Origin of the sequence: Neomegalonema sp., assembly GCF_028688855.1 — a bacterium.
Classification (GTDB): domain Bacteria; phylum Pseudomonadota; class Alphaproteobacteria; order Rhodobacterales; family Rhodobacteraceae; genus Neomegalonema.
The window spans coordinates 29,864-55,378 of sequence record NZ_JAQTXI010000009.1 but is presented as its reverse complement, the minus strand read 5'-3'; the positions used below and the strand labels follow the sequence as shown (position 1 = coordinate 55,378).

Here is a 25,515-nt window from a genome sequence, read left to right as displayed (position 1 = left end):
CAGGTTTCGAGGAAAAATCCGGAAGGGGATTTTCACCGATCAACCCGGCTTGCGCCTGATGATTTCGAGAAACCTGGAGGCCCCCATGGGCGGATGGAATTCAGGCGGCGGACGCGACGCGCCGCGCGAGGATGGTTTTTTGCGCCTCGACCTCTCCCGGCTGAAGGCTTTGGGCTTTCTCAAGCCTCATTGGCGCCAAAGCCTGATCTGGACGCGCGGAGGCCGCGAAGAGGGGAATATCGTCATTGAGAGTTATCCGGATCATCTGATGCTGATCTACCGGACGCGGCGAAACGGGGGCGAGTGGCGGAGCATTCGCGAGCGGGTTTCGCTCGCCTTCACAGAGCCGCATTACGGCGGGCGGCGGATCTGGATGCTCTGTCCGGGCTGCGGGGCGCGCAAACGCACGCTCTGGGGATCGGAGCGCTTTCTTTGCCGCGCCTGTCATGGGGGCGTGACCTATGAAAGCCAATACGCCGACCGGATGGAGCGGAAGCTGATGCGGATCCAGAGCCTCCGGCGCAGGCTGGGCGGGGAAATCAGCCTCGCATGGCCTTTCCCAGAGCGCCCGAAACGCATGCGCCTCGCGACCTATGAGCGGATGAAGGAGGAGGAGGCCCGCCTCCGCGAAGAGCTGGACCGCCTCGCCATCGAAAAATTCGGATGGAGCCTCTGAAGGCGCGCCGCCTCAGGCCGCGAGCCTCTTCAGCATGGCCTCCGGATCGGCGTCGATCAGGCGGAGCAAGGCCCGCGCCGGGCCTTGAGGAACGCGACGCCCCTGCTCCCAATTCTCCAGCGTGCGCCGGGAGACTCCGATCCGCCCGGCGAACTCTCGCTGAGTCAGTCCGGTCGCGGCGCGGATGCGCGCCACATCGAAGGCGGCGGGAATATGCGCCTTGAGACCCGGAACCTTCTTCCCGCCCAGATGCGCCTCGACTTCGGCGAGGCCGCGCATCACGCTCTCGAAAACTTCACCCATCGGAGCCTCCATAGGTCAGGCCGATCCGCGAAGCGGCGGCGCTTAAGGCGTTCTGCTCGGCTTTGGTCAGAGACGCTTTCGCGTTCTTGGCGTAAATCGTGATGAGGAAAACCGGAAGATCCAGGGAACGGAAGAAATGGATCGTGCGATATCCGCCGCTTTTCCCGCCGTCCGGTCGAGGGATCCGCGCCTTGAACAGGCCTCCGCCAAGCGCAACGCCCAAGGCTGGATCCGCCGCGAAAAGCCCGACGATTCGCGCGCGCTCCTCCTCGGAAACGCCCGCCGCCTTGGCGGCGCGGATGAATTCCCCCGTCTCGACGACGGTATGAAGCGCGGCTCCGGCCATGCCTCATTCTACGCCATTGGCGGAGCTCAGGGCAAGCCGCCAGAATCAGGAGGCGACGGCGAAGCGTCCATCATCCAGCGCATGAGCCTGAGCGAAGCCTACGAGCGCCTTGAGCGTCTCTTGCACCTTCTCCGCTTTGACGCGCTGGAAATGCGCCGCGACGGTCTCCGCCTTGAGCGGTTCGGGGGCGGCCTGCAAGACGGCTCGAACCGCCTTCATCTGCTCCAGCATCTCCGCAGGCCAAGGCGTCTTTTTCGCCGCTCCGCCCGTCTGAGGCCTCACAAGATCCATTTCTCCGGTCTTGCGGGCGGCGTCTCCGCCCGAGGGATTCTGATATTCCGGCCTCAGCCAAAGCACCTGGCCGCGCGCCTCTTCATCGGCGCGGGCGTGGTTCAAAGCCACAAGGCGCTTGAGGATCTCCGGCTCCGTCAAATCCGCAGGCCAGCCATAGGCGGCGGCGGTCGCGGCGTCGATGTCGTCGTGAAGCTGGCGCAGGATCCCGATCAGACCCTGATCGTAAATGGTTTTCGCCTTGCCCTCGATCAGCTCTCTGGCGCGCAGGGCGGCGAGCACATTATACATCTCGGTGAGCGTCAGTTTGGGATGGAGTTTTTGTCTGCTCTTCCGATGAGCGTCCAGTTGCTCGCCAAGCTCGGCGAGGCGCGCCCGGTCGGCTTCGGCGAGCGCCGGGAAGGGGAAGGGATCAAAACATTGGGATTTGTTATATCTTGGCCGATCTTCGAGCGTTCCGCCCGTCGCCAGCGCCCAAAGGACATGAATGCGGCTGGAGAGGATCGCCAGATGCTCCGCGCTATCGAGCGCGATGGCGATCAGCATATGATCAGGCAAAGTCGATTGTGGAAGGAACTGAAAAACCCGATGCTTTGAGGTTTCCGGCGTGGCGATATAGCGGGGGATCGTCTTCAGGGCTGGCCTGATGACGCTGCGCGGCTCTGCGAAAACCCACCACCGATCACGATGGCTTTTGCGAGCACTCTCCATCCGTGACGGTTTGATTTTATCTAAAACATGCTGGTAAACGTCCGGGAATTGGCTGACGGCCTCACTCTCAGACAAGCCGAATAAATCAATGACGAAAGCGTCCCTTGAGATGGACATGAAATCGCGACCGTTCATGTAAGGGCGGATATGGCTCTTCAGACCTTCAACCCGACCTAAACCAAGTTTCTGCGCATGTTGTCTTGAGACGATGAAACCCTCGCCCGCCAGCATCACGCCGTTTGAGGAAAGTCCTTTATTCGCCTGCAAATCCTGAGCCCCGGACACATCCGCTCCGATCTGAAGATTGGCGAAGATCTTGCCGCGCTGCTCGGATAGCGTTACGGCGATTCCGCTGTCTTCGACCTCCGCCTCGCCTTCAGACATGACAGTTAGCAAAAGCCCGTCCTTGCTGCCCCGCTCGGCGGCGGTCATGGAGATGCGCACGGCGGCGCCGTCCGTCGCATCCACCCAAGGATGATCCGGAATCGCATAGATCAGCGAAAGCGGCTTCTTTTTATCGTTCAGGAAAACCTCCAGAACGCGGCGGTTGAAGGTCTGGCGCAGGCTGTTGGTGGCGACGAAGCCGAAACGCCGGATCAAGCCCGCCTGAGCGAGCTGCGCCGCCTTGTTCCACCAGAACATGACGAAATCGGCGGATTCCGGCATGTCCGGCCAAGCCTTGCGCAGGGCCTCGACGTAACCATCGCCAAGGGCGCTTCGCATCGGCTCGCCCTTGCCCAGAAAAGGCGGATTGCCGATCACCACATCCGCTTTCGGCCATGAGGCGGCGCGCGGGGCCTTGTAATCCAGCACCGGAACCCGCGCGGCGGGATCGGGAATCACGGCGCCCGTGCTCGGGTTGAGGATCATGCTCACGCCGTCCCAACGGGTGACGGGCTGGCCCTTGTCGTCAAGGCGCGGGGCGGGTTTTCCAGTCCAGGCCAGAACCGCGTCGCGGTTTTCGATGTTGCGGAAATCCCGGAGGATCGGCTCCGAAGGCTTGGCGTCCTTGAAAAGCCGGAAATGCTGCTGAAGCGAGCCGATCCAGAGCACAAGCTCCGCGACCGCCGCCGCCCAGGGATTGACCTCCAGACCAAGGAATTGCTCGGGGCTGACCGTCTCGCCGGAGAGGCCGAAATCCGCATCCCGCAACTGCGCCCGCAATTCGTTCACTTCGCCTTCGAGGCGCTTCATCTCCTCCAGCGCCACATACAGGAAGTTGCCGGAGCCGCAGGCGGGATCCAGCACCTTCAGGGCGCAAAGGCGCTTGTGGAAATCCTGAACGACCTTGCGGGCCTCCTCGATCTCGTCCTTCTCCGCCAGAGCGAGGGCGGCGCCCTTGGCGGTCATCCAGTCTTCGCGCAAGGGATCGATGAGGACGGGCCGGACAAGCCGCTCGACATAGGGCCGGGGCGTGTAATGGGCGCCGAGCTTGTGGCGCTCCTTCGCGGCGAGGGCGCGCTCCAGAAGGGTTCCGAAAATCGCAGGCTCGACCTGGCTCCAATCGGCCTCCGCCGCTCCGATCAGCAAGCCGAGCTGCTCGGGGCGCAGGGGAAGGGCTTGAGTCTCCTTGAAGAGAAAGCCGTTGAAGCGGCTGACCTGCTTGCGAAGGCTGGTCGAGAAGCCGCCTCCGTCCATCTTCTGCCAAAGCTCCGTGACGAGAGGCGGGAAGCTCTCAGGCGCTCCGCGCGCGGCGCGCAGCAGCTCCTTGAAGCTGTCCTTCGGCAAAAGCTTCACGTCTTCGGCGAACATCGTGAAGAGGCAACGCATCAGGAAGCGCGCCACGACCTCGGAAGGATGACCGTCCTTCTCCAGACTCACGGCGAGAAGGGAGAGATGCGTGGCGATCTCCCGCGTGACGCGGGCGGCTTCGCGGCTGCGGTCCAGAGAGAGGGGATCCGTCCAGATCGCCAGAAGGCGGGCGCGGATCTCGGGCTTGAGCAGATCCTCCAGCTTGATGCGGTAGCTTTGAGGATCGGGGAAAGGCGCGTAGTTCTTCCCGATCAGAGAGAAATCCGCATAAACGTCGATGATATGCCCGATATCGACCGCGATGATGAAGGGCGGCCAACCGTGATCCTTAGGCAAGGCCTTCGCATATTTCTCGGCCTGGGCACGGGCCTTCCACATGGCCGCGTCGAAGCTTGAGGAGGTGCGCGCCACTTTGCCGGATTTGGGGCCTGACTTCGGAGCGAGCAAGGGCAGTTGAGGGAGATCGGCGGGTTTCTCGGGCTTGGCGCTTTGCTTGGCCTCCAGAACGAAGCAACCGCGCTTGTAGAGGTCTATGAAGCCCGGAGAGGTCGCGCCGCCCGCGTGATGGAAGGTCACGCGCCTTTCAAAAACATAATCATCTTTAAGGCCGTTGGCGGGATCATGACGCGGCGCGCCCAGAAGCTCGGCGAGTTCGATCAGGAAGCTCTGATAATTCGCCCGTTCGCTGGCGCTTGAAGCCGCCCAGCGCTCTATGAACTTCGCCGCCCGCGCATTCTCGTCGTCAACGGACACTTGCAGACTCCCCCGCACGCAAAACGCTCCGCCTCCCCTCTCCCATATTTCGGAGGCGTCGTCTCTAGTCTTTGGGGCGCAGGGCCTGAGAAGGCGCGGAGGATCCGTTATCGGCTTTGCGGAGGGGATGCGAATCTAGGGGAGGAGCGAGGAAAACGGTCCAGCAATCCCCCGTCGAATGTGGGAACAGATGTGGGAACGATTTTTTCTGATTTCATAATTCCCAATAAAAACAATGATTTATTGGGATGGGTGGCGGAGAGAAAGGGATTCGAACCCTTGATACGCTTTTGACGTATACACACTTTCCAGGCGTGCGCCTTCGACCACTCGGCCATCTCTCCGTGCGCGCCCCCAGAGGACCGGAGGCGAAGCGCGCGCACCATATGCCGCGTCGCACGGAAGCGCAAGGCTCCTTTCTCCTCTTTTTCTCCCTCAGAAGGAGGGTTTCGTCAGCATCAGCCAGACGATGGCCGTCACCGCTCCGAAAGCCGGAAAGCCGAAGGCGAACCACACCCGGTAAAGCCGTCGATACTCCTCCGGAAGCTCCGTCCCGGAATCGCGGGCCTCCTCCGCCAGACGCCTCAGGCGGATCTGGATCCAGACCACCGGCAGCCAGAACATCCCCACGAAGACGTAAAGCCCCAGAGACGCCAGAATCCAGCCCTCGGTCAGCGGCCAGCCCACCTCCCGCGCCAGAAGCCACCCCGTGACCGGCTGAAGAACCGCCGCCGTCGCGGTGAAGACCGTATCCGCCAGCACCACGATCCCCGCCACATGGGCGATCAGCGCCGGATCCCGGCTCAGGTTGGAGATCACCATGAAGAAGGCGATCCCCGCCCCCGTCCCGAGCAGCACGCAAGCCCCGATCACATGGGCGAAGAGCAGGATCTCGTAGGTCATCGCTCCTCCAGCAGCGCCGCCGCGACCAGGGCCAGAATCATCGAAGGAAAGACTTTCACCAGCGGCCCCAGAGGATCCGCCCAGAGACCCGGCGCGAACAGCGTCGCGCCGAGCAGATAGGCCAGCGAAACCGCGATCATCCCGAAACAGGCCGCCCGCGCCCAGGAGCGCCGCAGAATCGCCAGACCAAGCGCCAGATCGACGAGGGAGCCCGCCCCCACCGCCAGACCCGCCCAGAAGGCCCCCATCCCCCGTGAGGTCAGCACCTCGCGGGCGGCGCCGAAGCTCGCCAGCCCCATCGCCCCGGAGAGAATCCAGAACCCCGCCAGAACGCCGACGATCACCGGAAACAGCCCGTAGAGCCGCGCGAACCAGACCTCCTGAAGCGGGGCGGGCATGCGCGCCAGAGTCGCCTCCAGAGAGCGGCAGGGCGCGCCGCCCGCCTGCGCCCAGGCCTTCGGCGAACCCGTGACGCCCCCCTCCAGGCTGAGCAGCGCGTTGCGCCGCAAGGGCGAACGCCAGCCCAGCCAGCCCAGGACATCCGCGCCCCGACTCGCCAGCCGCAGGAGAGGCCGAGGGATAGGCAGCTCGCGCCGCCAGTCCGGCAGGCCCAGCCAGCGCCGGAGGATCCGCGTGGTCTCCGCGAAGCTGCGGGCTTCGGGCTCGGTGAGTTCGGCGATGGTCCAGGCGGGGATCTCGCCGCGCGCCGCCTGGACCACGGCCTGAGCCAGATCCTCCACCCAGACGGTCTGGATCCGCGCCTCGGGCAGAACCCGCGGATGACCCAGAGGAAAAGCCGCCGCCGCCCGCAGGAGCGCCGTCCCCCCGTAAGCCTGAGCCCCGATCACCAGGGTCGGACGCAACAGGATCCAGTCCACGCCGGAGCCGGTCACCAGCCGGTCGCCGCGCGCCTTGGAGCGGAAGAACTCCGTCGGGGCGGAATCCGAGACGCCCGCCGCCGAGATCTGGATGAAGCGCGTGCGCGTCCCCTCCAGAGCCTTGAGGATCTCGCCCGCCGCCGTCTCGTGAATCGCCGTGAGGTCGTCGCGGGCGCCGTCCTGAAGGGCTCCGGCGGCGTTCACCACCACATCCGCCTCCGTGAAGATCTCCCGCCAGCGCGCGGCCGGGGTCTTCGCGACGTCCAGAAAGATCCAGCTTCCGGCGCGCGAACCGAGCGGATCCGCGCGCCGCGCCGAGGCCTCCGAACGCACCACCCCCGTCACGGAGAACCCCGCCTCGCGCAGCGCCCGCAGACAGGCCGCGCCGATCAACCCGTAAGCTCCGAGAACCACCGCCCGCGCCATGCGTCTCTCCCTGCGCCCGATCAGCCCCCGCAGGATAATCCCAAGCCCTTGACGCGCCCTCTCCGCCGATCGCCGCAGCCTCGAAGCCCGAAACCGGATAATCTCTGCGGCTTGATTCTCCTCCCGTCCGAAAGGTCTCGCGCCATGGAGCCCATGACCGCGCTTCTCGCCTTCTCCGCCGCCGCCTTCCTGATGACCATCACGCCGGGGCTCGACACGGCCCTCGTGCTGCGGACCGCCGCCGTCGAGGGGCCGCGTCCGGCCATGATGGCGGGCCTCGGGATTTCGCTCGGCGTGCTGTTCTGGGGAATCGCGGCGGCGCTCGGGCTGAGCGCCCTGCTCGCGGTCTCCGAAGCCGCCTTCCGGGCGCTCCAGATCGCGGGGGCGGGCTATCTCTTCTATCTCGGGCTGAAGCTGCTCCGGAGCGCGCTCCTCGGCGGGGCCGCGCAGGCCGCCCCCAAAGAGGCCCAGCAGCCGCGCGGAGGCCGGGAATGGCTCCTGCGCGGGCTGACGACCAATCTGCTCAATCCGAAGGTCGGCATGTTCTACGTCAGCTTCCTGCCGCAGTTCCTGCCGCCGGGGATCTCGCCCGGAGCCTTCGGCGCCCTGCTCGCGGGGATTCACGGAGCGATGGGGCTGGCCTGGTTCGCGGCGCTCACGCTGGCGACGCGGCCTCTGGCGCGGCTTCTGCGCAAGCCTGCGGTCTCGCGGGGGCTCGACGGCGCCCTGGGGGCCGCGATGGTCGGATTCGGACTGCGGCTGGTCCTGGAAGGCGGACGGCGCTGAAGCCCCTCAGCCCCGCCAGTCCCGGAGGATCATGTCGGCGCCCTTCTCGGCGATCATGACGGTCGGCGAATTGGTGTTGCCCGAGGGAATGCGCGGCATCACCGAGGCGTCGATCACCCGCAGCCCCTCGACGCCCCGCAGGCGAAGCCGGGGATCCACCACGCTCTCCGGATCCGAGCCCATGCGCGCCGTGCCCACCGGATGAAAGATCGTCGTGCCGATGTCGCCCGCGGCGCGCTCCAGATCGGCGTCGCTCTCGAAGGCGGAGCCGGGCCTGTATTCCTCGGGGCGGAATTTCGCGAAGGAAGGCTGAGCCGCGATGCGCCGCGTCAGACGGATCGAACGCACCGCCGTCTCGCGGTCGCCGGGGGTGGCGAGGTAATTGGGCCGGATCGCCGGAGCCTCGCGGAAATCGGGGCTTTTCAGGTGGATCGAGCCCCGGCTTTCAGGTCGCAGATTGCAGACGCTGGCGGTCATGGCCGGGAAGGCGTGGACCGGATCGCCGAACTTGTCCAGAGACACCGGCTGCACGTGATATTCGAGATCCGCCGTCGCCTTCGCAGGGTCGGAGCGGGTGAAGATTCCCAATTGGCTCGGGGCCATGGACATCGGGCCGCTGCGCTTCAGGGCGTATTCGAGGCCGATGGCCGCCTTGCCCCAGAGGGAGCTGGCCTTCTCGTTGAGCGTCGGCACGCCGGAGACCTTGTAGACCAGGCGCAACTGCAGATGATCCTGAAGGTTCTCGCCGACGCCCGCGACGTCGCGCAGCACGGGAATCCCCGCCGCCTGCAGAATCTCGCCGCGCCCGATCCCCGAGAGCTCCAGCAGATGCGGCGAGCCCACCGCCCCCGCGCTGAGGATCACCTCCTTGCGGGCCCTGAAGCTTCTGACCGCGCCCTCATGCTGGACCTCGACGCCGACCGCGCGGCCCTCCTCGACGATCACGCGGCGGGCCTGAGCTTTCGTCAGCACCGTGAGGTTCGGCCGGTTGCGCGCGGGCTTGAGGAAGGCCCGCGCCGTGTTCACCCGGATTCCCGAACGCTGGTTCACGTCGAAATAGCCCGAGCCCTCGTTGTCGCCGCGATTGAAATCCGGGCTGCGGGGGATGCCCGCTTCCTCGGCGGCCTTCTGGAAGGCGTCGAGCACCGCCCAGCGCACGCGGGATTTCTCCACGCGCCATTCGCCGCCCGCTCCGTGGAGTTCGTCGGCGCCGCGCCAGTTGTCTTCGGATCTGCGGAACCAGGGGAGCACGTCCTCCCAGGCCCAGCCCTCGCAGCCGAGCTGCCGCCAGCCGTCGTAATCCTGAGCCTGGCCGCGCATGTAGATCATGCCGTTGATCGAGGAGCAGCCGCCCAGCACCTTCCCGCGCGGATAGCTCAGCGCGCGGCCGTTCAGGCCGGGCTCGGATTCGGTCCTGAACAGCCAGTCGGTGCGCGGATTGCCGATGCAGTAGAGATAGCCCACCGGGATGTAGACCCAGTGATAGGCGTCGCTGCCGCCCGCCTCCAGCAGCAGCACCCGATGCGCCGGGTCCGCCGAAAGCCGGTTGGCGAGAAGGCAGCCCGCGCTGCCCGCTCCGACGATGACGAAGTCGTAAGCCTCGGACATGGACGCCCCCTCCCCTTTCGCCTAACGCCGCAGATCGAAGCCCAGACGCGCCCCCAGACGCGAGGCGTAGAACTCGCCGACGATCCCGCGCCGGAAGAGCAGCACGCAGATCATGAAGACCGCGCCCGTGAGGATCGTCACCGGGAATTGCGAGGTGGCGAAGTAGTTCTGGAGCGTCACCACCACCCCCGCCCCGAGGATCGGCCCGATCAGCGTCCCGATGCCGCCGAGCAAGGTCATGAGGATCACCTCGCCCGACATCTGCCAGGTCACGTCCGTCAGGGTCGCGAACTGGAAGACCAGAGCCTTGACGCCCCCCGCCAGACCCGTCAGCGCCGCCGACATCACGAAGGCGATCAGCTTGTAGCGCGCCACGTCGTAGCCGAGCGACACGGCGCGCGGCTCGTTCTCGCGGATGGCGCGCAGGATCATCCCGAAGGGCGAATTCACGAAGCGCCAGATGATCAGCAGACCCAGAACGAAGACCGCCAGCACGAAATAATACATGTTCAGCGAAGGCGCGAGGTCGATCACGCCGAAGAGTTTTCCGCGCGGCACGCCCTGAAGGCCGTCCTCGCCCTTGGTGAAGGGCGAGCGCAGGCAGATGAAATAGAACATCTGCGAGAGCGCCAGCGTGATCATCGCGAAATAGATGCCCTGACGCCGGATCGCCAGAAAGCCGATGATCAGCCCGAGCGCCGCCGCGCCCGCCGCGCCGACCAGAATCGCGAGCTCGGGCGTCAGGCCCCATTCCTTGGCGGCGTGGCCGGTGAAATAGGCCGCTCCGCCGAAGAAGGCCGCATGGCCGAAGGACAGAAGCCCCGTATAGCCGAGCAGCAGGTTGAAGGCGCAGGCGAAGAGCGCGAAGCACAGGAACTTCATCAGGAAGACCGGATAGGCTCCGAGCCAGGGCGCCGCGATCAGTCCGAGCAGCCCGAGGCCCAGAAGTCCGAACTTCAGGGCCGGGTTCACGCCGGTCGCCGCAGGGGCCTCCAGAGGCGAGGAGATCGTCATCTCAGGCGTCCTTTCCGAAGAGCCCGGCGGGCTTGACCAGCAGCACCACGGCCATGATCACGAAGATCACGATGTTGGAGGCCTCGGCGTAATAGACCTTGGTCAGGGCCTCCGCGAGGCCGAGCATGTAGCCCGTCACGATGGCCCCCATGATCGAGCCCATGCCCCCCACCACCACCACCGCGAAGACGATGATGATGATCTGAGAGCCCATCAGCGGCGAAACCTGCTGGATCGGCGCCGCGAGGACTCCGGCGAAGGCCGCCAGGCCGACGCCCAGCGCATAGGTGAAGGTCAGCAGCAGAGGCACGTTGACGCCGAAGGCCTGCACGAGGGTCGGATTCTCCGTGGCCGCCCGGAGCGTCGCGCCGAGCCGCGTCTTCTCGATCAGCGCCCAGACGCTCAGGCACATGATCAGCGAGGCGACGATCACCCAGATCCGGTATTTCGGCAGACGCATGAAGCCGAGATTCGCCGCGCCCTGAAGATCCGAAGGCGGCGTATAGGGTTTGCCCGCCGCGCCGAAATACCAGCGGAAGATTCCCTCCAGCACCAGCGCCAGACCGAAGGTGAAGAGCAGCCCATAGAGCGGATCGGCCGCATAGAGCCGCCGCAGCATGGTCCGCTCGATCACCGCGCCCAGCAGCCCGACGATCAGAGGCGTCAGGATCAGCGCGAACCAGTAGCCGACCCCGAGATGGTTCAGCAGCAGCCAGGCCGTGAAGGCGCCCAGCATGAACTGCGCGCCATGGGCGAAGTTGATCACCCGCAGAAGTCCGAAGATGACCGCCAGACCCAGACTCAGCAGCGCGTAGAAGGAGCCGTTGATCAGCCCCAGCACCAGTTGCCCGTACAGCGCGACGACGGGGACTCCGAAGATGGTCTCCATGTTCAGACTCCCAGAAGTTCGTGAAGGTCATCCATCCGCGCGGCGAGCTCCGAAGCGGGGAAGCCCAGAGCGACCCGGCCATGGTCCATCACGTAGAACCGGTCCGAGACCCTGGCCGCGAAGCGGAAGTTCTGCTCCACCAGCACGATGGTCATGCCGCGCGCGCGCAAGGCCCCCAACGCCTCACCGATCTTCTGCACGATCACCGGCGCGAGGCCCTCGGTCGGCTCGTCGAGCAGGAGGGTGTCGGCGCCGGTGCGCAGGATCCGCGCGATGGCGAGCATCTGCTGTTCGCCGCCCGAAAGCTTCGTGCCGGGGCTGTTGCGCCGCTCGTGGAGGTTCGGAAACAGCGCGAAGATCTCGTCGAGGCTCATGCCGCCCGGCGCCACCTTCGGCGGCAGGAGCAGATTCTCCATCACCGTGAGCGTGGCGAAGATCCCGCGCTCCTCCGGCACGAAGCCGAGGCCCCTGTGCGCCACCCGATGCAGCGGCGTGCGGATCAGATCCTCGCCCTTGAAGCGGATCTCGCCCGTGCGCTTGCGCGCCACGCCGACGATGCTGCGCAGGGTGGTGGTCTTGCCCATGCCGTTGCGGCCGAGGATGGTCACGGTCTCGCCGCGATCCACATGCAGGTCCACTCCATGCAGGATATGGCTCTCGCCATACCAGGTCTGGAGATTCCTGAGTTCAAGAACCGGGCTGCTCATGGTCAGGCCTCCTCCGAACCCATGTAGGCGGCGCGCACCTGCGGATTGCGGCTCACTTCGGCGTAATCGCCCTGCGCCAGCACCTCGCCGCGCTGGAGCACCGTCACCTCGTCGCAGAGGTCGGCCACCACCGAGAGGTTATGCTCCACCATCAGCACGGCGCGCGTGCGGGCGGCGTCGCGGATGACTTCGGCCACCCGGCGGATGTCCTCCTGACCCATGCCCGCCAGAGGCTCGTCCAGCAGCAGCACCGTCGGATCGAGCGCCAGGGTCGTGGCGATCTCCAGCAGGCGCTTGCGGCCATAGGAGAGGTCCGCCGTCAGGCTTGCGGCCTCGCGCTCCAGCCCCACCAGCCGCAGCAGCTCCATGGCGCGGGGCGTCAGCACGTCCAGCGCCGCGGGCGAGCGCCAGAACTGCGTCGCCAGACCATTGGGGCGCTGCAGCGCCACGCGCAGATTGTCCAGAACGCTCAGATGCGGAAAGACCGCCGAGATCTGGAAGCTGCGCACCAGACCCATGCGCGCCACGCGGTCGGGCCGGGCGCGCGTGACGTCCTCGCCCAGAAGCCGGATCTCTCCCGAGGTCGGCTGATGGAATTTCGTCAGCAGGTTGAAGACGGTCGTCTTGCCGGCGCCGTTCGGCCCGATCAGCGCGTGGATCCGCGCAGGATGGACGTCGAGGTCGACGTTGGAGACGGCCTTGAAATTCCCGAAGCTCTTGGTGAGGCCCCGGGCGGTCAGCACCGCCCGAGGCTCCGCCGCGCCCTCGGGACGAGGGTCTCTGAGGGTCATGCTCGCTCCCGTCGCGAAAAGGCGCAGCGCGCGGCTTCACTGAACCAGCGGGCAACCGCTCCTGGCCGGGTCCATGAAGGCCTGATCGCCGGGGATCGTCGCGAGGACGTTGTAATAGTCCCAGGGCTCCGTGCTTTCGGCGGGCGTCTTGACCTGCATCAGATAGACGTCGGTGATCATGCGGCCGTTGGCGGCCACGCGGCCTTCGCGGGCGAAGACGTCGTTCACCGGCATCTCGTGCAGCGCCTTGGAGACGGCGTCGCCGTCGTCGGTTCCGGCCTGCTGGATCGCCTTGAGGTATTGCGTCACGGCGGAATAGACGCCGGTGTGGTTCATGCTCGGCATGCGGCCGGTGCGCTCGAAATAGCGGCGGCCGAACTTCTCGCTCTCTTCGTCGCGCTTCCAGTAGAAGGATTCGGTCAAGGTTGTGCCCTGCGCCGCCTCAAGCCCGAGGCCGTGGACCTCGGCCAGCGTGAAGAGCAGCGCCGCGATCTTCTGTCCGCCCTCGACGATCCCGAACTCCGCCGCCTGCTTGATCGCGTTGGCGGTGTCGAGTCCGGCGTTGGCGAAGCCCACCACGTTCGCGCCCGAAGCCTGGGCCTGGAGCAAGAAGGAGGAGAAATCGGTGGTCGCCAGCGGATGGCGCACCGAGCCCACCACCTGACCGCCCTTCTCCTTGACGAAATTGGAGGTGTTCTCCTCCAGCGAATAGCCGAAGGCGTAATCGGCGGTGATGAAGAACCACTTGTCGCCGCCCTGCTCCACGAGGGCGCCGCCCGTGCCCACCGCGAGGGCGTGGGTGTCGTAGGCCCAGTGGAAGCCGTAGGGCGAGCATTGCGCGCCGGTCAGTTCGGTGGTGGCGGCGCCGGTGTTGATGGTGATCTTCTTCAGATCGCGGCTGAGCCCCTGAACCGCCAGACCCACCGAGGAGGAGGTCAGCTCCATGATGCTGTCGACCTTGTCGACGTCATACCACTGACGGGCGATGTTCGAAGCCACGTCGGGTTTGTTCTGGTGGTCGGCGGTGACCACCTCGATCTTCGCGCCGGCGACTTCGCCGCCGAAATCCTCGACCGCCATCAGGGCCGCCTCATAGGACCAGCGTCCGCCGAAATCGGCGTAGACGCCCGACTGGTCGTTGAGGATGCCGATCTTGACGACTCCGTCCGAAATCTGCGCCAGGGCCGGACCGGCGCCCATGACCAGAGCCGCCAGAGAGGCGGCGAGCATGCGATTCATCGGGTTCTCCTCCCAAGAGAATTCTTTCCGGGGTTTTTCCCATCGGATTTTTTGTCGGATGTGTCCGGGCCGCCGTCTTCCGGATGTTTCCGGCATGCGCGACGGCCTCGACCGGTCGCAGACTGGCCCCGGAATCCGGGTTGACGCAAGATCGCATCATTTCTAATTTCGCACAAGTCCTGTTCAAATCTGAAAGGACAGGAGGACGCCGTGACCTACGCCGAAGGCTTCGACTGGGACAACCTCCGGTATTTCCTCGCGGTGGCGCGCACGGGCCAGCTCTCGGCCGCCGCGCGGCGCCTGCGCACCAGCCACGCCACGGTGCTCCGGCGCATCGACCGCCTGGAGTTCGGACTCAAGGTGCGGCTCTTCGAGCGCAGTCCGCGCGGCTACGCCCTGACGCCCATGGGACGGCGCTTCCTCGAAACCGCCGAGAGCGTCGAATCGGAGACCGGGCGCCTTCAGGACGAAATCGCCGAAGGCCGCAGCGCCCAGCGCGGAGTCGTGCGCTTCAGCGCGCCCGAGGGCTTCGCCAATCATTTCTTCGTCGAGCTTCTGCCGGAGTTCGCCGCCCGTCTGCCGCATGTGACGCTCGAACTGGTGACGATCCAGCAGATCCTCTCCCTCTCGCGCAAGGAGGCGGATCTCGCCGTGGGCCTGGAGCCCCCCAAGGGCGGGCCCTATCTCGCGGAGAAGCTCTGCGACTACACCCTGCGCGTCTACGGCTCGCGGCGGAGGCTCGCCGAGGGGCCGCCCGTCGCCGACCGCGCCGCGCTGCTGGATCAGCCCTTCGTGGGCTATATCGAGGACATGATCTTCTCGCCGGGGCTGGATTACCTCGGCGACGTCCACAAGGGGCTGAAGGCCCGCTTCCAGAGCTCCAGCCTTTCGGCGCAGCTCGCCGCCGCGCGCTGCGGAATCGGACTCTGCGTGCTGCCCGACTTCATCGCCGGAGACGATCCGGAGCTCGTCTGCGTGCTCGGCGAGGAGATCGCGCTCTCGCGCAGCTACTGGATGGTGCATCACCGCGACCTGCGGGATTCCTCGCGCATCCGGGCGGTCTCCGGCTTCCTCAAGGAGGCCGTGAGCGCCCGGACCTCGCGATTCCAGCGGCTCTGACGACACAGGCGGCGGATCGCTCCGCCGCCCGTCTCCTGAGACCTCAGGTCTTCTGGGTCGGGATGGTGAACTCGGGCCCGGAGCTGCCGTCCAGCGGCCAGCGCGAGGTCACGGTCTTGACCTGGGTGTAGAAACGCACGCCCTCCGGACCATGCTGGTTCACGCCGCCGAAGGCCGAAGCCTTCCAGCCGCCGAAGGTGTGGAAGCCCAGAGGCACCGGAATCGGCACGTTCACGCCCACCATGCCGACGTTGACATGGGTCGCGAAATGCTGCGCGAGGCGGCCGTTCTGGGTGAAGATCGCCACGCCGTTGCCGAACTCATGCTCGGAGGGGAGCTTCAGCGCCTCCTCGTAGCTCGCGGCGCGCACCACCCCGAGGACCGGTCCGAAGATCTCCTCCTTGTAGATGCGCATCTCGGGCTTCACGCGGTCGAAGAGGCAGCCGCCGAGGTAATAGCCGTTCTCGTAGCCCTGGCGGTCCATCTTGAAGCCGCGTCCGTCCACGACCAGCTCGGCGCCTTCCTCGATCCCGAGGTCGATGTAGCCGCGCACCTTGTCGCGATGGGCCGCCGTCACCAGCGGACCCATGTCGAGATCCTCCATCGGCGGCGCGATGCGCAAGTCGCGCACGCGCGGCGCAAGGGCCTCGATGAGGCGGTCGGCGGTCTTCTCGCCGACGGGCACCGCGACCGAGATCGCCATGCAGCGCTCGCCCGCCGAGCCGTAGCCCGCGCCGATCAGGGCGTTGGTCACGACGTCCATGTCGGCGTCGGGCAGGATCAGCGCATGGTTCTTCGCGCCGCCCATGGCCTGGACGCGCTTGCCGTTCGCCGCGCCGGTCGCGTAGACGTAACGCGCGATGGGGGTCGAGCCGACGAAGCTCACCGCCTTGATCGCCGGATGCGCCAGGATGGCGTCGACCATCTCCTTGTCGCCGTGGATGACGTTCATCACGCCTTCCGGAGCGCCCGCTTCGAGCATCAGCTCGCCGAGACGGATCGGCACGCCCGGATCGCGCTCCGAGGGCTTGAGGATGAAGGCGTTGCCGCAGGCGATGGCCACGGCGCCCATCCAAAGCGGAATCATCGCCGGGAAGTTGAAGGGCGTGATCCCCGAGACGACGCCCAGAGGCTGGCGATAGCTGCGGATGTCGATGCCGGAGCCGTCGACGTCGCTGTTCTCGCCCTTGAGCAGATGCGGGATGCCGCAGGCGAAGTCCACGACGTCGAGGCCGCGCTGGATGTCGCCCTTGGCGTCGGAGAAGGTCTTCCCGTGCTCGCTGGAGAGCATTTCGGCGAGGCTGTCGAGTTCGTTCAGCACCAGCTCGCGGAACTTGAACATCACCCGCGCGCGGGCCATCGGAGAGGTGTTCGACCATTTGGCGAAGGCCTTCTCGGCCGAGGCCACGGCCTTCTCCAGATCCGCCGCCGTCCCGAGGACCACCTGAGCCTGAACCTCGCCCGTGGCGGGGTTGAGCACGTCGCCGCGCCGGGAGCCCTCGCCCTCGACGGACCGGCCGTGGATGTAATGGCGTAAAAGACGCGTCGTCTGGCCTTGAGCCATCCCGGATCCTCCCTGAAGCATCGTCGGTCCCGAGCGCCTTCAGGCTCCCTTGATCAGGAGTCCCCACGCCCGTCCGCGGCTCCGACCATGGCCCATGACGAAGCCGGAGCCAATATGATTCCGAACAGAAACCAGGGGATTTTCCGTCATATCCGGCGCGAATCGTCGCAATCCGGCTGAAAAGGCCTCTCGGTGGGGGGAGTTCTGTTCAGAAACGAACAGGCCTTGTCGAGCCCTGCGCCGCCCGCCGCCCGACGCCCCGCGCCGCAGACGAAAACGGGCGCCGGAAGACTCCGGCGCCCGAATCGCTCGTCCTGTCGTCCGTCCTGAAGCCCGCAGGCCCGCAGGGGTCAGAAGCGCACTTCGCCCGTGAGGGTGAAGGTGCGGCCCGGCCCGGTCCCGCTGGTGGCGAGCCAGGGGGTGTATTGCTTGTCGCCGACGTTGGCCGCCTTGGCGCCCACGCGGAAATTCTCGTTGATCCGGTAGTCGGCGAAGAGGTCCACGAGGCCGTAGGAGGCTTCGTTCTGGGTCGAGCCGCCCGAGCCGTCGGCGGTCAGGCCGCCCGAGACGTAGCTGTAGCTGCCGCCAAGGGTCAGCTTGCGGTCCAGAAGCCGGACGCCCGCCGTCGCCGTGAAGGTGTCGTCCGGCTGATACTGGCTCGCGCCGAGGCCGGGAAGCTGGCTCGGCAGCCTGGAGGCGTCCATGTGAGCGTAGCCCGCCCGCAGGAACCAGGGGCCCGCGTCGTAGGAGCCTTCGAGCTCGAAGCCCTGGAGCTTCGACTCGCCGTCGAGGTTGATGAAGCTCGGGCGACCCGTGCCCGGCGCCGCGAAGGTGCCGACGATGTAGTCGTCCACGTTCATCCAGTAGTAGTTGGCGCGGCCGGTCAGCCGGTCTCCCGGCTGGAAGGCGTCGTCGCGGTCCAGCCCGACGCCGAGCTCGAAGGTCTGCTGACGCTCGGGCTTGAGGTTCGGGTTGGGGCCGAAGCTGCCCGTGGTGCCGCCGCCGGGCGGATGGGTGCCGCCGAGCATGGTCTCCTGAAGGGTCGGCGCGCGCAGCGAACGCGACCATTTGGCGTAAGGCCGCACGCCCTCGACGGGCTCCACGCCGAGGGTCACGCTCGGATTGAACACGCCGTCGGAGTTGTCCACGTCATAGGGCACGCCCGCGAAGGCGAAGCCCGAGCCCTCCAGCTTGTAATGATCGTAGCGCAGGCCGACGTTGAGGTCGAAGATCCCGTGGCTCAGGGTGTTGTCGGTGAAGGCGGCCAGATAGGTCGCCTGGCCGTCGCCGGGGTTCACGCCGCCCCTGGTGGCGCTCACGTCGTCGCGGAAATACTCCACGCCGTTGACGCTCACCAGATCCACCGGGCCCAGACGCGCCGCGGAGCGGTTCGAGACGTCGCCGCCGAAGCCCTTGTCCTTGATCACGCGGCCCGAGCTGGTCGCGAAGGGCGAGGGGACGATGGCCGCGCCATATTCCATCTCCGTCTCGTTGAGGCGGAGGTTGGCCCGCAGATCGACCAGATCGTTCTCGGGATTGTAGCGATAGCCGCCCGTGAAGGTGCGGTTGGTCACGGTCTGGTGATAACTGTTCGCGGCGAAGTCGTTCTCGTAGAAGACGCCGCCGAGATTCACGCTGTGGTCGCCGAAGCCGGCTTCGGCCTTGATCAGGCCGGAGGTCAGCTCCTGTCCGGAGCTGGCCACGGTCGCGCCGTCGCCGTTCTTGTAGTCTCCGGCGTCGCGATAGCCCACGGCGCCCGCCAGACCGAAATTCCGGAAGCGCAGGCCGCCGCCGACCACGCCCGACCAGTCGTCCTCGTTGTCGCTCCAGGAGAGGCGCGCCAGAGCGCCGTAATTCTGGCCCGGACGCACGATGTCCGAAACGCCCAGCGTGCGGAAGTTCACCGAACCCGCCAGACCGCCGCCGCCCACGCCCGTCTCGGCGCCGCGCGAGACGTCGATCCCGGCGAGGAGGTTGGGATCCACATAGCCGTAGCCCTGGGCCTCGTGGCCGGTGAAGCGGAAGTTCTGGCGGACGCCGTCCACCATCATGTTGACGCGGCCCGAGCCCTCGAAGCCGCGGATGTTCGCCGCCACGCCGGGCTGTCCGGAGTTCACGCGGGTGAAGACGCCGGGGACTTCGCGCAGCACGTCGTCGAGCTTGCGCACGCCGCTCTCGACGAACATGGTCTCGCCGGAGATCTCGGCGGCGCCGGTTCCGGCCGCGCGGACCTCCGAAACGCCGGAGATGTCGATGGGCTCCAGATAGACCACCGCAGGCTGAGCCGCCGCGGCCGCGACCGGCGCAGGCGCCGGAACGACGGGCGCAGCCGGAGGCGCGGCGTAGAAGCTCGGCAGAGGCGCGCGGACGGGCTCGACCGCCGCGACCGGCGCGGCCTGGACCGCGACCGGCGCCGCATATGGGGTCGGAGCGGAGACCGGAGCGGCCGGAACCACGAGGGGCGCGCCGTAGGAGACGCCCGAGACGGCCCCGGAGGCCGCGCCAGGATCATAGATCGGAGCGGAGACGCTCTGGATCGAGGCCGCGACGGCCTCGGTCGGCGCGGGACTGAAGACGTAGGGCTGAGCCGTCGCCCCGTCGTAGATCTGCGCCTGCGCCATCCCCTGCCATGCCGCAAGCGCCATGCCGACGGCCGTGCCCGTCGCGCGCCAAGTCCTTCGCATCGCCAAAATCTCCCGAAAGGCTGTCAAGCCGTCGTTTTCATCGCTGGCTTGAGTCGGGAGCGGGGCCTGGCTTCCAGGCGCGCCGTTCGGCTCTGGCTGACATGGCGGCGTGGTCCGGACTCGCATCCGGAGCCTTGCGCGCGACGCCGTTCCCCTGAGGCGTCCTTCCTGTGCGGAAGGCGCTCCCCCGAACGCCGCACGCCGTCGCTCGCCCCCTGATTTCAATTTCCGACTCATTCTGTCAAGATGTCTTCGCAAGAGCCCGCCGCCTCGGGCCGGGTTGCGGCGCGAAAGACGCAGCCATGGACAGCCGCCTCCGCCCGCGCCATGATCCGCGCCCCAGATCGGAGCCCCGAACCCGGAGCCCCCGGACCGGAGCGGAACGGAGCCCATGGCGGATTTCTACGAATTCTTCGCAGGCGGAGGCATGGCGCGGGCGGGGCTCGGGCCGGGCTGGCGCTGTCTGCTCGCCAACGACTTCGATCCGCGCAAGGCCGCCTCCTATCGCGAGAACTGGGGCGAGGGCGGAGAATTCCGGCTCGGCGACGTGGCCGCCCTCACGCCGCAGGAGGCGCCGGGGCGGGCCGATCTGGCCTGGGCCTCCTTTCCCTGTCAGGATCTGTCGGTCGCGGGCGCAGGCGGAGGCCTCAAGGGCGCGCGCTCGGGCAGCTTCCATCCCTTCTGGCGGCTGATCGAGGCGCTCGGGGCCGAGGGCAGAGGGCCGCGCATCGTGGCGCTGGAGAACGTCCTCGGGACGCTCGGCTCTCATGGCGGCGCGGATTTCGCCGCGCTCTGCGGAGCCCTCGCCCAGGGCGGATACCGCTTCGGGGCTCTGGCGATGGACGCGGCCTTGTTCCTCCCCCAGTCGCGGCCGAGGCTCTTCCTCATCGGCGCGCGCGAGGAGATCCACATTCCCGAGGCGCTGCTCGGGGCGGGGCCTCAGGCGCCCTTCCACACCCCCGCCCTGAGGCGCGCCGCCGCCGCCCTGCCGCTCCAGACGCGGCGCAAGCTGCTCTGGTGGCGTCCGCCGCCGCCGCCGACGCGGAGCCTCGTCCTGGCGGATCTGATCGAGGAGGCGCCGGGCCTCCCCTGGGATTCCCCGGAGGAGACCGGAAAGCTCCTCGCCATGATGGCCGAGCCCCATCGGGCCAAGGTCGCGGCGGCTCAGGCGGAGGGCCTGCGGAGGGTCGGGACGCTCTACAAGCGCACCCGCCGCGATCCAGGGACCGGCGGCAAGATCCAGCGCGCCGAAATCCGCTTCGACGGGCTGGCCGGATGTCTGCGCACGCCCGCCGGAGGCTCCAGCCGACAGACGATCCTCGTGGTCGAGGGCGAAAGCCTGCGCTCGCGGCTGCTCTCGCCGAGGGAGACGGCGCGGCTCATGGGCCTGGACGACGCCTATCGGCTGCCCCCGACCCAGGGCGCGGCCTATCATCTGACCGGAGACGGCGTGGCCGCGCCGGTGGTGCGGCATCTGGCGCGGCATCTCTTCGAGCCGCTGCTCGCCGCCGCTCAGGCCTCGGAGCCCGCCAGAACCTGCAAGGCCTCATAGGCGGCGAGGGCGGCGCGGGTCTGGGCCTCGTGGCCCCGGACGAAGGCGGGCCCGAGGATCGTCTCGTCGGGATATTCCGTGACGAGCTCCACCTCCGTCCGCAGATCGGACCGGACGGAGACCAGACAGGGAAAGCCCTCGACCAGCCGGAAGCCGAGCGGCCCCGCATGGGCCTCGGCGAGGCGCATCTGAGCGCGGGTGAAGTCGAGCAGGCCGGGCGCCTCCGCCAGATCCCGCGCGATGCGCGTCAGCAGCGCCTCGGCGAAGGCGGTCGAGCCCGGCTTGTGGCGCAGGATCAGGAAGAACCCTTTCGGCAAGGTCCAGGTCTCGTAGCCGCGCGGGAGATAGCCGCTGAAAGGCCGCGTCCATTCATGGGCCGGATAGCCATGCAGATTCACATGCAGACGCGCCGGACAGAGCTTCAGGGCGGCGCTCCGGATGGCGGCTTCGGCCTCGGGCGGGCCGCGCTCCAGATCCTCGCCCCAGGCGGTGAAGCGCGCCGCATGATGCATGTGGCGCGGATTCTCCCGCGTGAGCCGTCGATGCAGGGCGTAGCCGTCGGGATTGTCCAGAGGCGTCACGGCCAGATGCGCCCCCGGACGCGCCGCGATCTCCCGCGCCGCCCGCAGAGCCCCCACGATTCCGGTGGTCTCGTTGGCGTGCTGCCCGGCGGTCAGCAGCATGGGCGCGTCCGAGCCCTGGAGATGAACCCCGCGCAGGACGCGCCCTGCGCGGCTGCGGGCCTCGAAGGAGACGCCGCCCAGAGCCGCCAGCTCCCGCGCGACGCGCTCCGGCGAGGGCGGCGCCTGAAGCCCGGCGAGGGGCGCGGAGTCCCTGGCGGCGCTCTGGGGGTCGTTGGCGTCGAGAGGCCGCGCCTCGATGGTCAGGCGCGCCGCTTCGGGAGGCCCGAGGCCCACCTCCGGGACGATCTGGCCGGGGCGCTCGCCCAGAAGCTCCAGAAGGGAGAAGTAGAGGTCTTCATGCAGCGCCTCCTGAAGGCTGACGACCTCCTCGCCGAAGCCCAGAGGCTGGTCGGGCATGGGAATCCGGGCGCTGAGACGCAGCTCCTCGAAGCCCGCCTTTGGGACCGCCCTCAAGGCCGCCGCGAAGAGCGCCTCAAGCTCGGTTTCGATCCTTTCGCCGGGATCTCCGGCGCCGATCTTCAGCCAGCCCGTCGGCGAGAGGACCAAAGCCCCCGTCGGATCAGGATGGAGGCGGTTGGGCGCGAAGACCTCCATCTCCTGCTCCGGGCCGTCGCGCCGGAAGAGCCGGAGCCGATAGGTCAGGTCTTCGCCGGAGGGCGCGGGGAGGAAGGCGAACTCTGTTTCAGGAAACAACCCCGCCAGAGGATAGGCCTCCAGCTGGAAACGCCGCCTCGTCGCCGCAGGATGGACCGGATGCAGGATCTCCGCGCGGATCAGGCCTTCGGTCGGGATCTCTTCGAGGAAGGCGTGGAGCAGAGGCTTGTAAGCGCTGCGGATCCTGGCCTCGACGCCCCGGGCCCCGAGCCGCGCCTCATGATCCCGACGCGCCTGCGGGCCGTCGAAGCTCCAGATTTCGACGGGGGCCGCCGCATCGCGCAAGCGGCGCGCCAGAATCTCGAGAGTCCGGGGGAAGCTGGCGGAGAGGATCACAGGCGTTCTCATGGCTCTATGGCGCCCCGGCGTTGACCTTGGCGCGGGGCGGGGTCTAGCTTGGACCTCCCGGCATTTGTTCAGAGTCCCCCCGATGTCTCAAGTCTCGCCTGTCGATCCCGTGAAGCTCGCCCGTCTGGCCGAAACCATCGTCAAGGTGGGGCTCGGCCTGAAGCCCGGACAGGATCTTTTCCTCACCGCCCCGATTTCGGCGGCGCCCCTCGTGCGGCTGGTCGTCGAGGAGGCCTACAAGGCGGGCGCGGGGCTGGTCACGCCGCTCTACGGCGACGAGAAGCTGACCCTCGCGCGCTTCGTCCATGGCCAGGACCAGAGCTTCGACCGCGCGCCGGGCTGGCTCTACAAGGGCGTGGCGGAAGCCTTCTCGGAGGGGACGGCGCGTCTGGCTCTGGTCGGCGACGACCCCATGCTGCTCGCCGAGCAGGACCCCGACAAGGTGAGCCGGGCCAATCGCGCCACCTCCAGGGCCTACAAGCCCGCTCTGGAGCATATCAGCAATTTCAGGATCAACTGGAGCATCGCCGCCTGGCCGGGCGCGACCTGGGCGAAGCGCGTCTTCCCCGATCTGCCCGAGGACGAAGCCGTGCGCCGTCTCGCGGAGGCGATCTTCGCGGCCTCGCGTGTGGATGGTCCCGATCCGGTGGCGGCCTGGGCGGCGCATAACGCGGCGCTCAAGACCCGCTCGGCCTGGCTGAACGGGAAGCGCTTCTCGGCCTTGCGCTTCCGGGGGCCGGGCACGGATCTGACGGTGGGGCTCGCCGACGGCCATGAATGGCATGGCGGCGCCAATTCCGCCCGCAACGGCGTCGTCTGCAATCCCAACATCCCGACCGAAGAGGTCTTCACCACGCCCCATAAGCTGCGCGTGGAGGGCCATGTCAGCTCGACCAAGCCGCTCTCGCATCAGGGCGCCCTGCTGGACGGCATCCGCGTGACCTTCAGGGAAGGCCGCATCGTCGAGGCCCACGCCGCCAGAGGCGAGGCCGTGCTTCAGAAGCTCATCGACACCGACGAAGGCGCGCGCCGTCTCGGCGAGGTGGCGCTGGTGCCCCATGGCTCGCCGATCTCGGCCAGCGGGCTGCTGTTCTACAACACGCTTTTCGACGAGAACGCCGCCTGCCACATCGCGCTCGGGCAATGCTATTCCGAATGCTTCGTCGGCGGCGCCTCCCTCAGCGAGGAGCAGATCGCGGCCCAGGGCGGCAACTCCAGCCTGATCCATGTGGACTGGATGATCGGTTCGGGCGAAATCGACATCGACGGCCTCGACGAGAAGGGCGCCGCCACGCCCGTCTTCCGCAAGGGCGAATGGGCCTAACCCTGCAGGGGGGTCCTGCGGAAGCTCGCCGCCTCGGCCACATGGCCGGGGCGGAGGCTCTCGCTTTCCTCCAGATCCGCCAGAGTCCGCGCCAGACGGAGCAGGCGCAGATGTCCGCGCGCCGAGAGCCTCAGGGCCTCGGCGGCCTTCAGCGCCAGAGTCCTCGCGGCGGGCTCCATGGCCTCCTCCAGAGCCTCCGCGCCCACCTCCGCGTTGAGCCGCGCCCCGAGCCCCAGAGCCTGATGACGCGCCGCCTGGATCCGCCGGGCCCTGGCCACGCGGGCCGCCGCCTCGCGCGAGCCCTCCTTCGGCGGAGGCGCCGCCAGATCCGACAAGGGCAAGGCCGGAACCTCGATCTGAAGGTCGATGCGGTCGAGGAAGGGCCCCGACAGCCGCTCCTGATAGGCCATGCCGCAGCGCGGAGCCCGTGAACAGGCCCGCGTCGGATCGGTCAGATAGCCGCAGCGACAGGGATTCATCGCCGCGATGAGCTGGAACCGCGCCGGATAACGCACATGGGCCTCGGCCCGCGAGACGAGGATCTCCCCGGTCTCCAGAGGCTGGCGCAGGGCCTCCAGCACCTGCGGCTGGAACTCCGGCGTCTCGTCGAGGAACAGCACGCCGCGATGCGCGAGGCTGGCCTCTCCCGGCCCCGCCCGACGCCCGCCCCCCACCAGAGCCGCCATGCTCGCCGAGTGATGCGGCGCGCGGAAGGGCCGCCGCATCGAGACGCGCCCCTCCTTGAGCAGCCCCGCCACGGAATGGATCAGACTGACCTCCAGCGCCTCCCGAGGCTCCAGCGGCGGCAGAAGGCCCGGCGCCCGCGCCGCCAGCATGGATTTCCCCGCCCCCGGAGGCCCCATCATCAGGAGATTGTGGCCGCCCGCCGCCGCGACCTCCAGAGCGCGTTTCGCGCCCTCCTGCCCGCGCACCTCGCGCAGGTCGGGGAGGGCCGCGGACTCCGCCTCAGGCGCCGCCGCGCCGCCCGGCTTCGCCGGAGCGATCCGCGTCCTTCCGTTGAAATGGTTCAGCAGGCTCAAAAGGCTCTGCGCCCCGAGGACCTTCGTCGCGCCCACCCAGGCCGCTTCGGAGGCGCAGGCGGCCGGACAGATCATCCCCCTGCCCCTTTCGGCGGCCAGAAGCGCGGCGGGCAGCACCCCCGGAACCGGATTCAGGGCGCCATCCAGAGACAGCTCCCCCATGGCCAGCCATTCCGCGAGCCGCTCCGCAGGCGCGGCCTCCATGGCGCCGAGCAGCGCCAGAGCGATGGGCAGGTCGTAATGCGAGCCCTCCTTCGGGAGATCGGCGGGGGCGAGGTTCACCGTGATCCGCTTCGCAGGAAGCCCGATCCCGAGCGACGTCAGAGCCGCACGCACGCGCTCCTTCGATTCGGCCACGGCCTTGTCGGCCAGCCCCACCAGATTGAAGGCGGGCAACCCCGCGGAGAGCTGACATTGCGCCTCCACCGCCTGAGCCTCGATTCCCCGGAAGGCCGTCGTCAGGATCCTCGCGAGCATGTCCCCTCCCCGCTTGCCGCCCGCCATGGAAGAGGG

20 protein-coding genes and 1 tRNA gene are annotated in these 25,515 nt (G+C 67.6%); 5 read left to right on the top strand and 16 right to left on the bottom strand.

Going from position 1 to position 25,515, the window contains the following annotated elements; translation table 11 throughout:
- Positions 1 to 85: 85 nt before the first annotated feature.
- A complete protein-coding gene (locus PHN62_RS08610; RefSeq protein ID WP_300149121.1) occupies positions 86 to 676 on the top strand; it encodes a hypothetical protein in 591 nt (196 codons plus the stop codon).
- Positions 677 to 688: 12 nt separating this feature from the next.
- Here the strand turns inward: PHN62_RS08610 and PHN62_RS08605 are convergent, their stop codons facing one another.
- The 6 genes from PHN62_RS08605 to PHN62_RS08580 all read right to left on the bottom strand — a co-directional run bounded on the left by PHN62_RS08605 (position 689) and on the right by PHN62_RS08580 (position 7,039).
- Complete coding sequence (locus PHN62_RS08605) at positions 689 to 979, bottom strand: helix-turn-helix domain-containing protein (RefSeq protein WP_300149118.1); 291 nt, start codon at positions 977 to 979, stop codon at positions 689 to 691.
- The gene (locus tag PHN62_RS08600) at positions 972 to 1,325 is read right to left on the bottom strand and encodes a type II toxin-antitoxin system RelE/ParE family toxin (protein ID WP_300149115.1); all 354 of its coding nucleotides are present in this window, start codon (positions 1,323 to 1,325) and stop codon (positions 972 to 974) included. Before PHN62_RS08600 ends, PHN62_RS08605 begins: the two co-directional genes overlap by 8 nt.
- A gap of 45 nt (positions 1,326 to 1,370) precedes the next feature.
- On the bottom strand, positions 1,371 to 4,832 hold the full coding sequence (locus PHN62_RS08595; RefSeq protein ID WP_300149112.1) for a DNA methyltransferase: 3,462 nt from the start codon (positions 4,830 to 4,832) through the stop codon (positions 1,371 to 1,373).
- A 253-nt stretch (positions 4,833 to 5,085) separates the two neighbouring features.
- A tRNA-Ser gene (locus PHN62_RS08590) sits at positions 5,086 to 5,176 on the bottom strand.
- A 91-nt stretch (positions 5,177 to 5,267) separates the two neighbouring features.
- Positions 5,268 to 5,735 carry a DUF2269 domain-containing protein gene (locus PHN62_RS08585; RefSeq protein WP_300149109.1) on the bottom strand — a complete coding sequence of 156 codons (468 nt, stop codon included), beginning with the start codon at positions 5,733 to 5,735 and terminating at the stop codon, positions 5,268 to 5,270.
- Positions 5,732 to 7,039 (bottom strand): SDR family oxidoreductase, encoded by a 1,308-nt coding sequence (locus PHN62_RS08580; protein ID WP_300149107.1) that lies wholly within the window; start codon positions 7,037 to 7,039, stop codon positions 5,732 to 5,734. The genes PHN62_RS08585 and PHN62_RS08580 overlap by 4 nt, the downstream gene beginning before the upstream one ends.
- 153 nt (positions 7,040 to 7,192) lie before the next feature.
- Between PHN62_RS08580 and PHN62_RS08575 the strand changes: the two genes are divergently transcribed.
- Positions 7,193 to 7,825, top strand: a complete 633-nt coding sequence (locus PHN62_RS08575) for a LysE family translocator (RefSeq protein ID WP_300149104.1) — start codon at positions 7,193 to 7,195, stop codon at positions 7,823 to 7,825.
- A 6-nt stretch (positions 7,826 to 7,831) separates the two neighbouring features.
- Here the strand turns inward: PHN62_RS08575 and PHN62_RS08570 are convergent, their stop codons facing one another.
- From PHN62_RS08570 to PHN62_RS08545, 6 genes are read right to left on the bottom strand one after another with little or no spacing between them, the layout of a single operon-like run.
- A complete protein-coding gene (locus PHN62_RS08570; protein WP_300149101.1) occupies positions 7,832 to 9,433 on the bottom strand; it encodes a GMC family oxidoreductase in 1,602 nt (533 codons plus the stop codon).
- A gap of 21 nt (positions 9,434 to 9,454) precedes the next feature.
- Positions 9,455 to 10,447 carry a branched-chain amino acid ABC transporter permease gene (locus PHN62_RS08565; RefSeq protein WP_300149098.1) on the bottom strand — a complete coding sequence of 331 codons (993 nt, stop codon included), beginning with the start codon at positions 10,445 to 10,447 and terminating at the stop codon, positions 9,455 to 9,457.
- A gap of 1 nt (position 10,448) precedes the next feature.
- The gene (locus tag PHN62_RS08560; RefSeq protein WP_300149095.1) at positions 10,449 to 11,336 is read right to left on the bottom strand and encodes a branched-chain amino acid ABC transporter permease; all 888 of its coding nucleotides are present in this window, start codon (positions 11,334 to 11,336) and stop codon (positions 10,449 to 10,451) included.
- Positions 11,337 to 11,338: 2 nt separating this feature from the next.
- Positions 11,339 to 12,043 (bottom strand): ABC transporter ATP-binding protein, encoded by a 705-nt coding sequence (locus PHN62_RS08555; protein WP_300149092.1) that lies wholly within the window; start codon positions 12,041 to 12,043, stop codon positions 11,339 to 11,341.
- Positions 12,044 to 12,045: 2 nt separating this feature from the next.
- Positions 12,046 to 12,834, bottom strand: coding sequence for an ABC transporter ATP-binding protein (locus PHN62_RS08550; RefSeq protein ID WP_300149089.1), 789 nt, complete (start codon positions 12,832 to 12,834; stop codon positions 12,046 to 12,048).
- Positions 12,835 to 12,870: 36 nt separating this feature from the next.
- Complete coding sequence (locus tag PHN62_RS08545; RefSeq protein ID WP_300149085.1) at positions 12,871 to 14,073, bottom strand: ABC transporter substrate-binding protein; 1,203 nt, start codon at positions 14,071 to 14,073, stop codon at positions 12,871 to 12,873.
- A 210-nt stretch (positions 14,074 to 14,283) separates the two neighbouring features.
- On the opposite strand from PHN62_RS08545, the gene PHN62_RS08540 reads away from it, so the two are divergent.
- Positions 14,284 to 15,192 (top strand): LysR family transcriptional regulator, encoded by a 909-nt coding sequence (locus tag PHN62_RS08540; RefSeq protein WP_300149082.1) that lies wholly within the window; start codon positions 14,284 to 14,286, stop codon positions 15,190 to 15,192.
- A gap of 43 nt (positions 15,193 to 15,235) precedes the next feature.
- On the opposite strand, the gene PHN62_RS08535 is transcribed toward PHN62_RS08540, so the two are convergent.
- Entirely contained in the window at positions 15,236 to 16,756 is a 1,521-nt protein-coding gene (locus tag PHN62_RS08535; protein ID WP_300149079.1) for a CoA-acylating methylmalonate-semialdehyde dehydrogenase, read from the bottom strand.
- Positions 16,757 to 17,106: 350 nt separating this feature from the next.
- A complete protein-coding gene (locus PHN62_RS08530) occupies positions 17,107 to 19,440 on the bottom strand; it encodes a TonB-dependent receptor (RefSeq protein ID WP_300149077.1) in 2,334 nt (777 codons plus the stop codon).
- A gap of 391 nt (positions 19,441 to 19,831) precedes the next feature.
- Between PHN62_RS08530 and PHN62_RS08525 the strand changes: the two genes are divergently transcribed.
- A complete protein-coding gene (locus tag PHN62_RS08525) occupies positions 19,832 to 20,992 on the top strand; it encodes a DNA cytosine methyltransferase (protein ID WP_300149075.1) in 1,161 nt (386 codons plus the stop codon).
- Here PHN62_RS08525 and PHN62_RS08520 read toward each other — a convergent pair.
- Entirely contained in the window at positions 20,953 to 22,638 is a 1,686-nt protein-coding gene (locus PHN62_RS08520; RefSeq protein WP_300149072.1) for a peptidase M14, read from the bottom strand. The two genes, PHN62_RS08525 and PHN62_RS08520, sit on opposite strands and share 40 nt — an antisense overlap.
- A gap of 82 nt (positions 22,639 to 22,720) precedes the next feature.
- Here PHN62_RS08520 and PHN62_RS08515 point away from each other — a divergent pair, with 82 nt between their 5' ends.
- Positions 22,721 to 23,962: an aminopeptidase gene (locus PHN62_RS08515; RefSeq protein ID WP_300149069.1), complete on the top strand. Its 1,242-nt coding sequence runs from the start codon at positions 22,721 to 22,723 to the stop codon at positions 23,960 to 23,962.
- Here PHN62_RS08515 and PHN62_RS08510 read toward each other — a convergent pair.
- Positions 23,959 to 25,479 (bottom strand): YifB family Mg chelatase-like AAA ATPase, encoded by a 1,521-nt coding sequence (locus tag PHN62_RS08510; RefSeq protein ID WP_300149067.1) that lies wholly within the window; start codon positions 25,477 to 25,479, stop codon positions 23,959 to 23,961. The genes PHN62_RS08515 and PHN62_RS08510 overlap by 4 nt on opposite strands.
- Positions 25,480 to 25,515 lie beyond the last annotated feature (36 nt).

Coding starts and splice junctions, on each gene's coding strand:
- PHN62_RS08610 (WP_300149121.1), top strand. CDS start 86: ATGGGCGGATGGAATTCAGGCGGCGGACGCGACGCGCCGCGCGAGGAT.
- PHN62_RS08605 (WP_300149118.1), bottom strand. CDS start 979: ATGGGTGAAGTTTTCGAGAGCGTGATGCGCGGCCTCGCCGAAGTCGAG.
- PHN62_RS08600 (WP_300149115.1), bottom strand. CDS start 1,325: ATGGCCGGAGCCGCGCTTCATACCGTCGTCGAGACGGGGGAATTCATC.
- PHN62_RS08585 (WP_300149109.1), bottom strand. CDS start 5,735: ATGACCTACGAGATCCTGCTCTTCGCCCATGTGATCGGGGCTTGCGTG.
- PHN62_RS08580 (WP_300149107.1), bottom strand. CDS start 7,039: ATGGCGCGGGCGGTGGTTCTCGGAGCTTACGGGTTGATCGGCGCGGCC.
- PHN62_RS08575 (WP_300149104.1), top strand. CDS start 7,193: ATGACCGCGCTTCTCGCCTTCTCCGCCGCCGCCTTCCTGATGACCATC.
- PHN62_RS08570 (WP_300149101.1), bottom strand. CDS start 9,433: ATGTCCGAGGCTTACGACTTCGTCATCGTCGGAGCGGGCAGCGCGGGC.
- PHN62_RS08565 (WP_300149098.1), bottom strand. CDS start 10,447: ATGACGATCTCCTCGCCTCTGGAGGCCCCTGCGGCGACCGGCGTGAAC.
- PHN62_RS08560 (WP_300149095.1), bottom strand. CDS start 11,336: ATGGAGACCATCTTCGGAGTCCCCGTCGTCGCGCTGTACGGGCAACTG.
- PHN62_RS08555 (WP_300149092.1), bottom strand. CDS start 12,043: ATGAGCAGCCCGGTTCTTGAACTCAGGAATCTCCAGACCTGGTATGGC.
- PHN62_RS08550 (WP_300149089.1), bottom strand. CDS start 12,834: ATGACCCTCAGAGACCCTCGTCCCGAGGGCGCGGCGGAGCCTCGGGCG.
- PHN62_RS08545 (WP_300149085.1), bottom strand. CDS start 14,073: ATGAATCGCATGCTCGCCGCCTCTCTGGCGGCTCTGGTCATGGGCGCC.
- PHN62_RS08535 (WP_300149079.1), bottom strand. CDS start 16,756: ATGGCTCAAGGCCAGACGACGCGTCTTTTACGCCATTACATCCACGGC.
- PHN62_RS08530 (WP_300149077.1), bottom strand. CDS start 19,440: ATGCGAAGGACTTGGCGCGCGACGGGCACGGCCGTCGGCATGGCGCTT.
- PHN62_RS08525 (WP_300149075.1), top strand. CDS start 19,832: ATGGCGGATTTCTACGAATTCTTCGCAGGCGGAGGCATGGCGCGGGCG.
- PHN62_RS08520 (WP_300149072.1), bottom strand. CDS start 22,638: ATGAGAACGCCTGTGATCCTCTCCGCCAGCTTCCCCCGGACTCTCGAG.
- PHN62_RS08515 (WP_300149069.1), top strand. CDS start 22,721: ATGTCTCAAGTCTCGCCTGTCGATCCCGTGAAGCTCGCCCGTCTGGCC.
- PHN62_RS08510 (WP_300149067.1), bottom strand. CDS start 25,479: ATGCTCGCGAGGATCCTGACGACGGCCTTCCGGGGAATCGAGGCTCAG.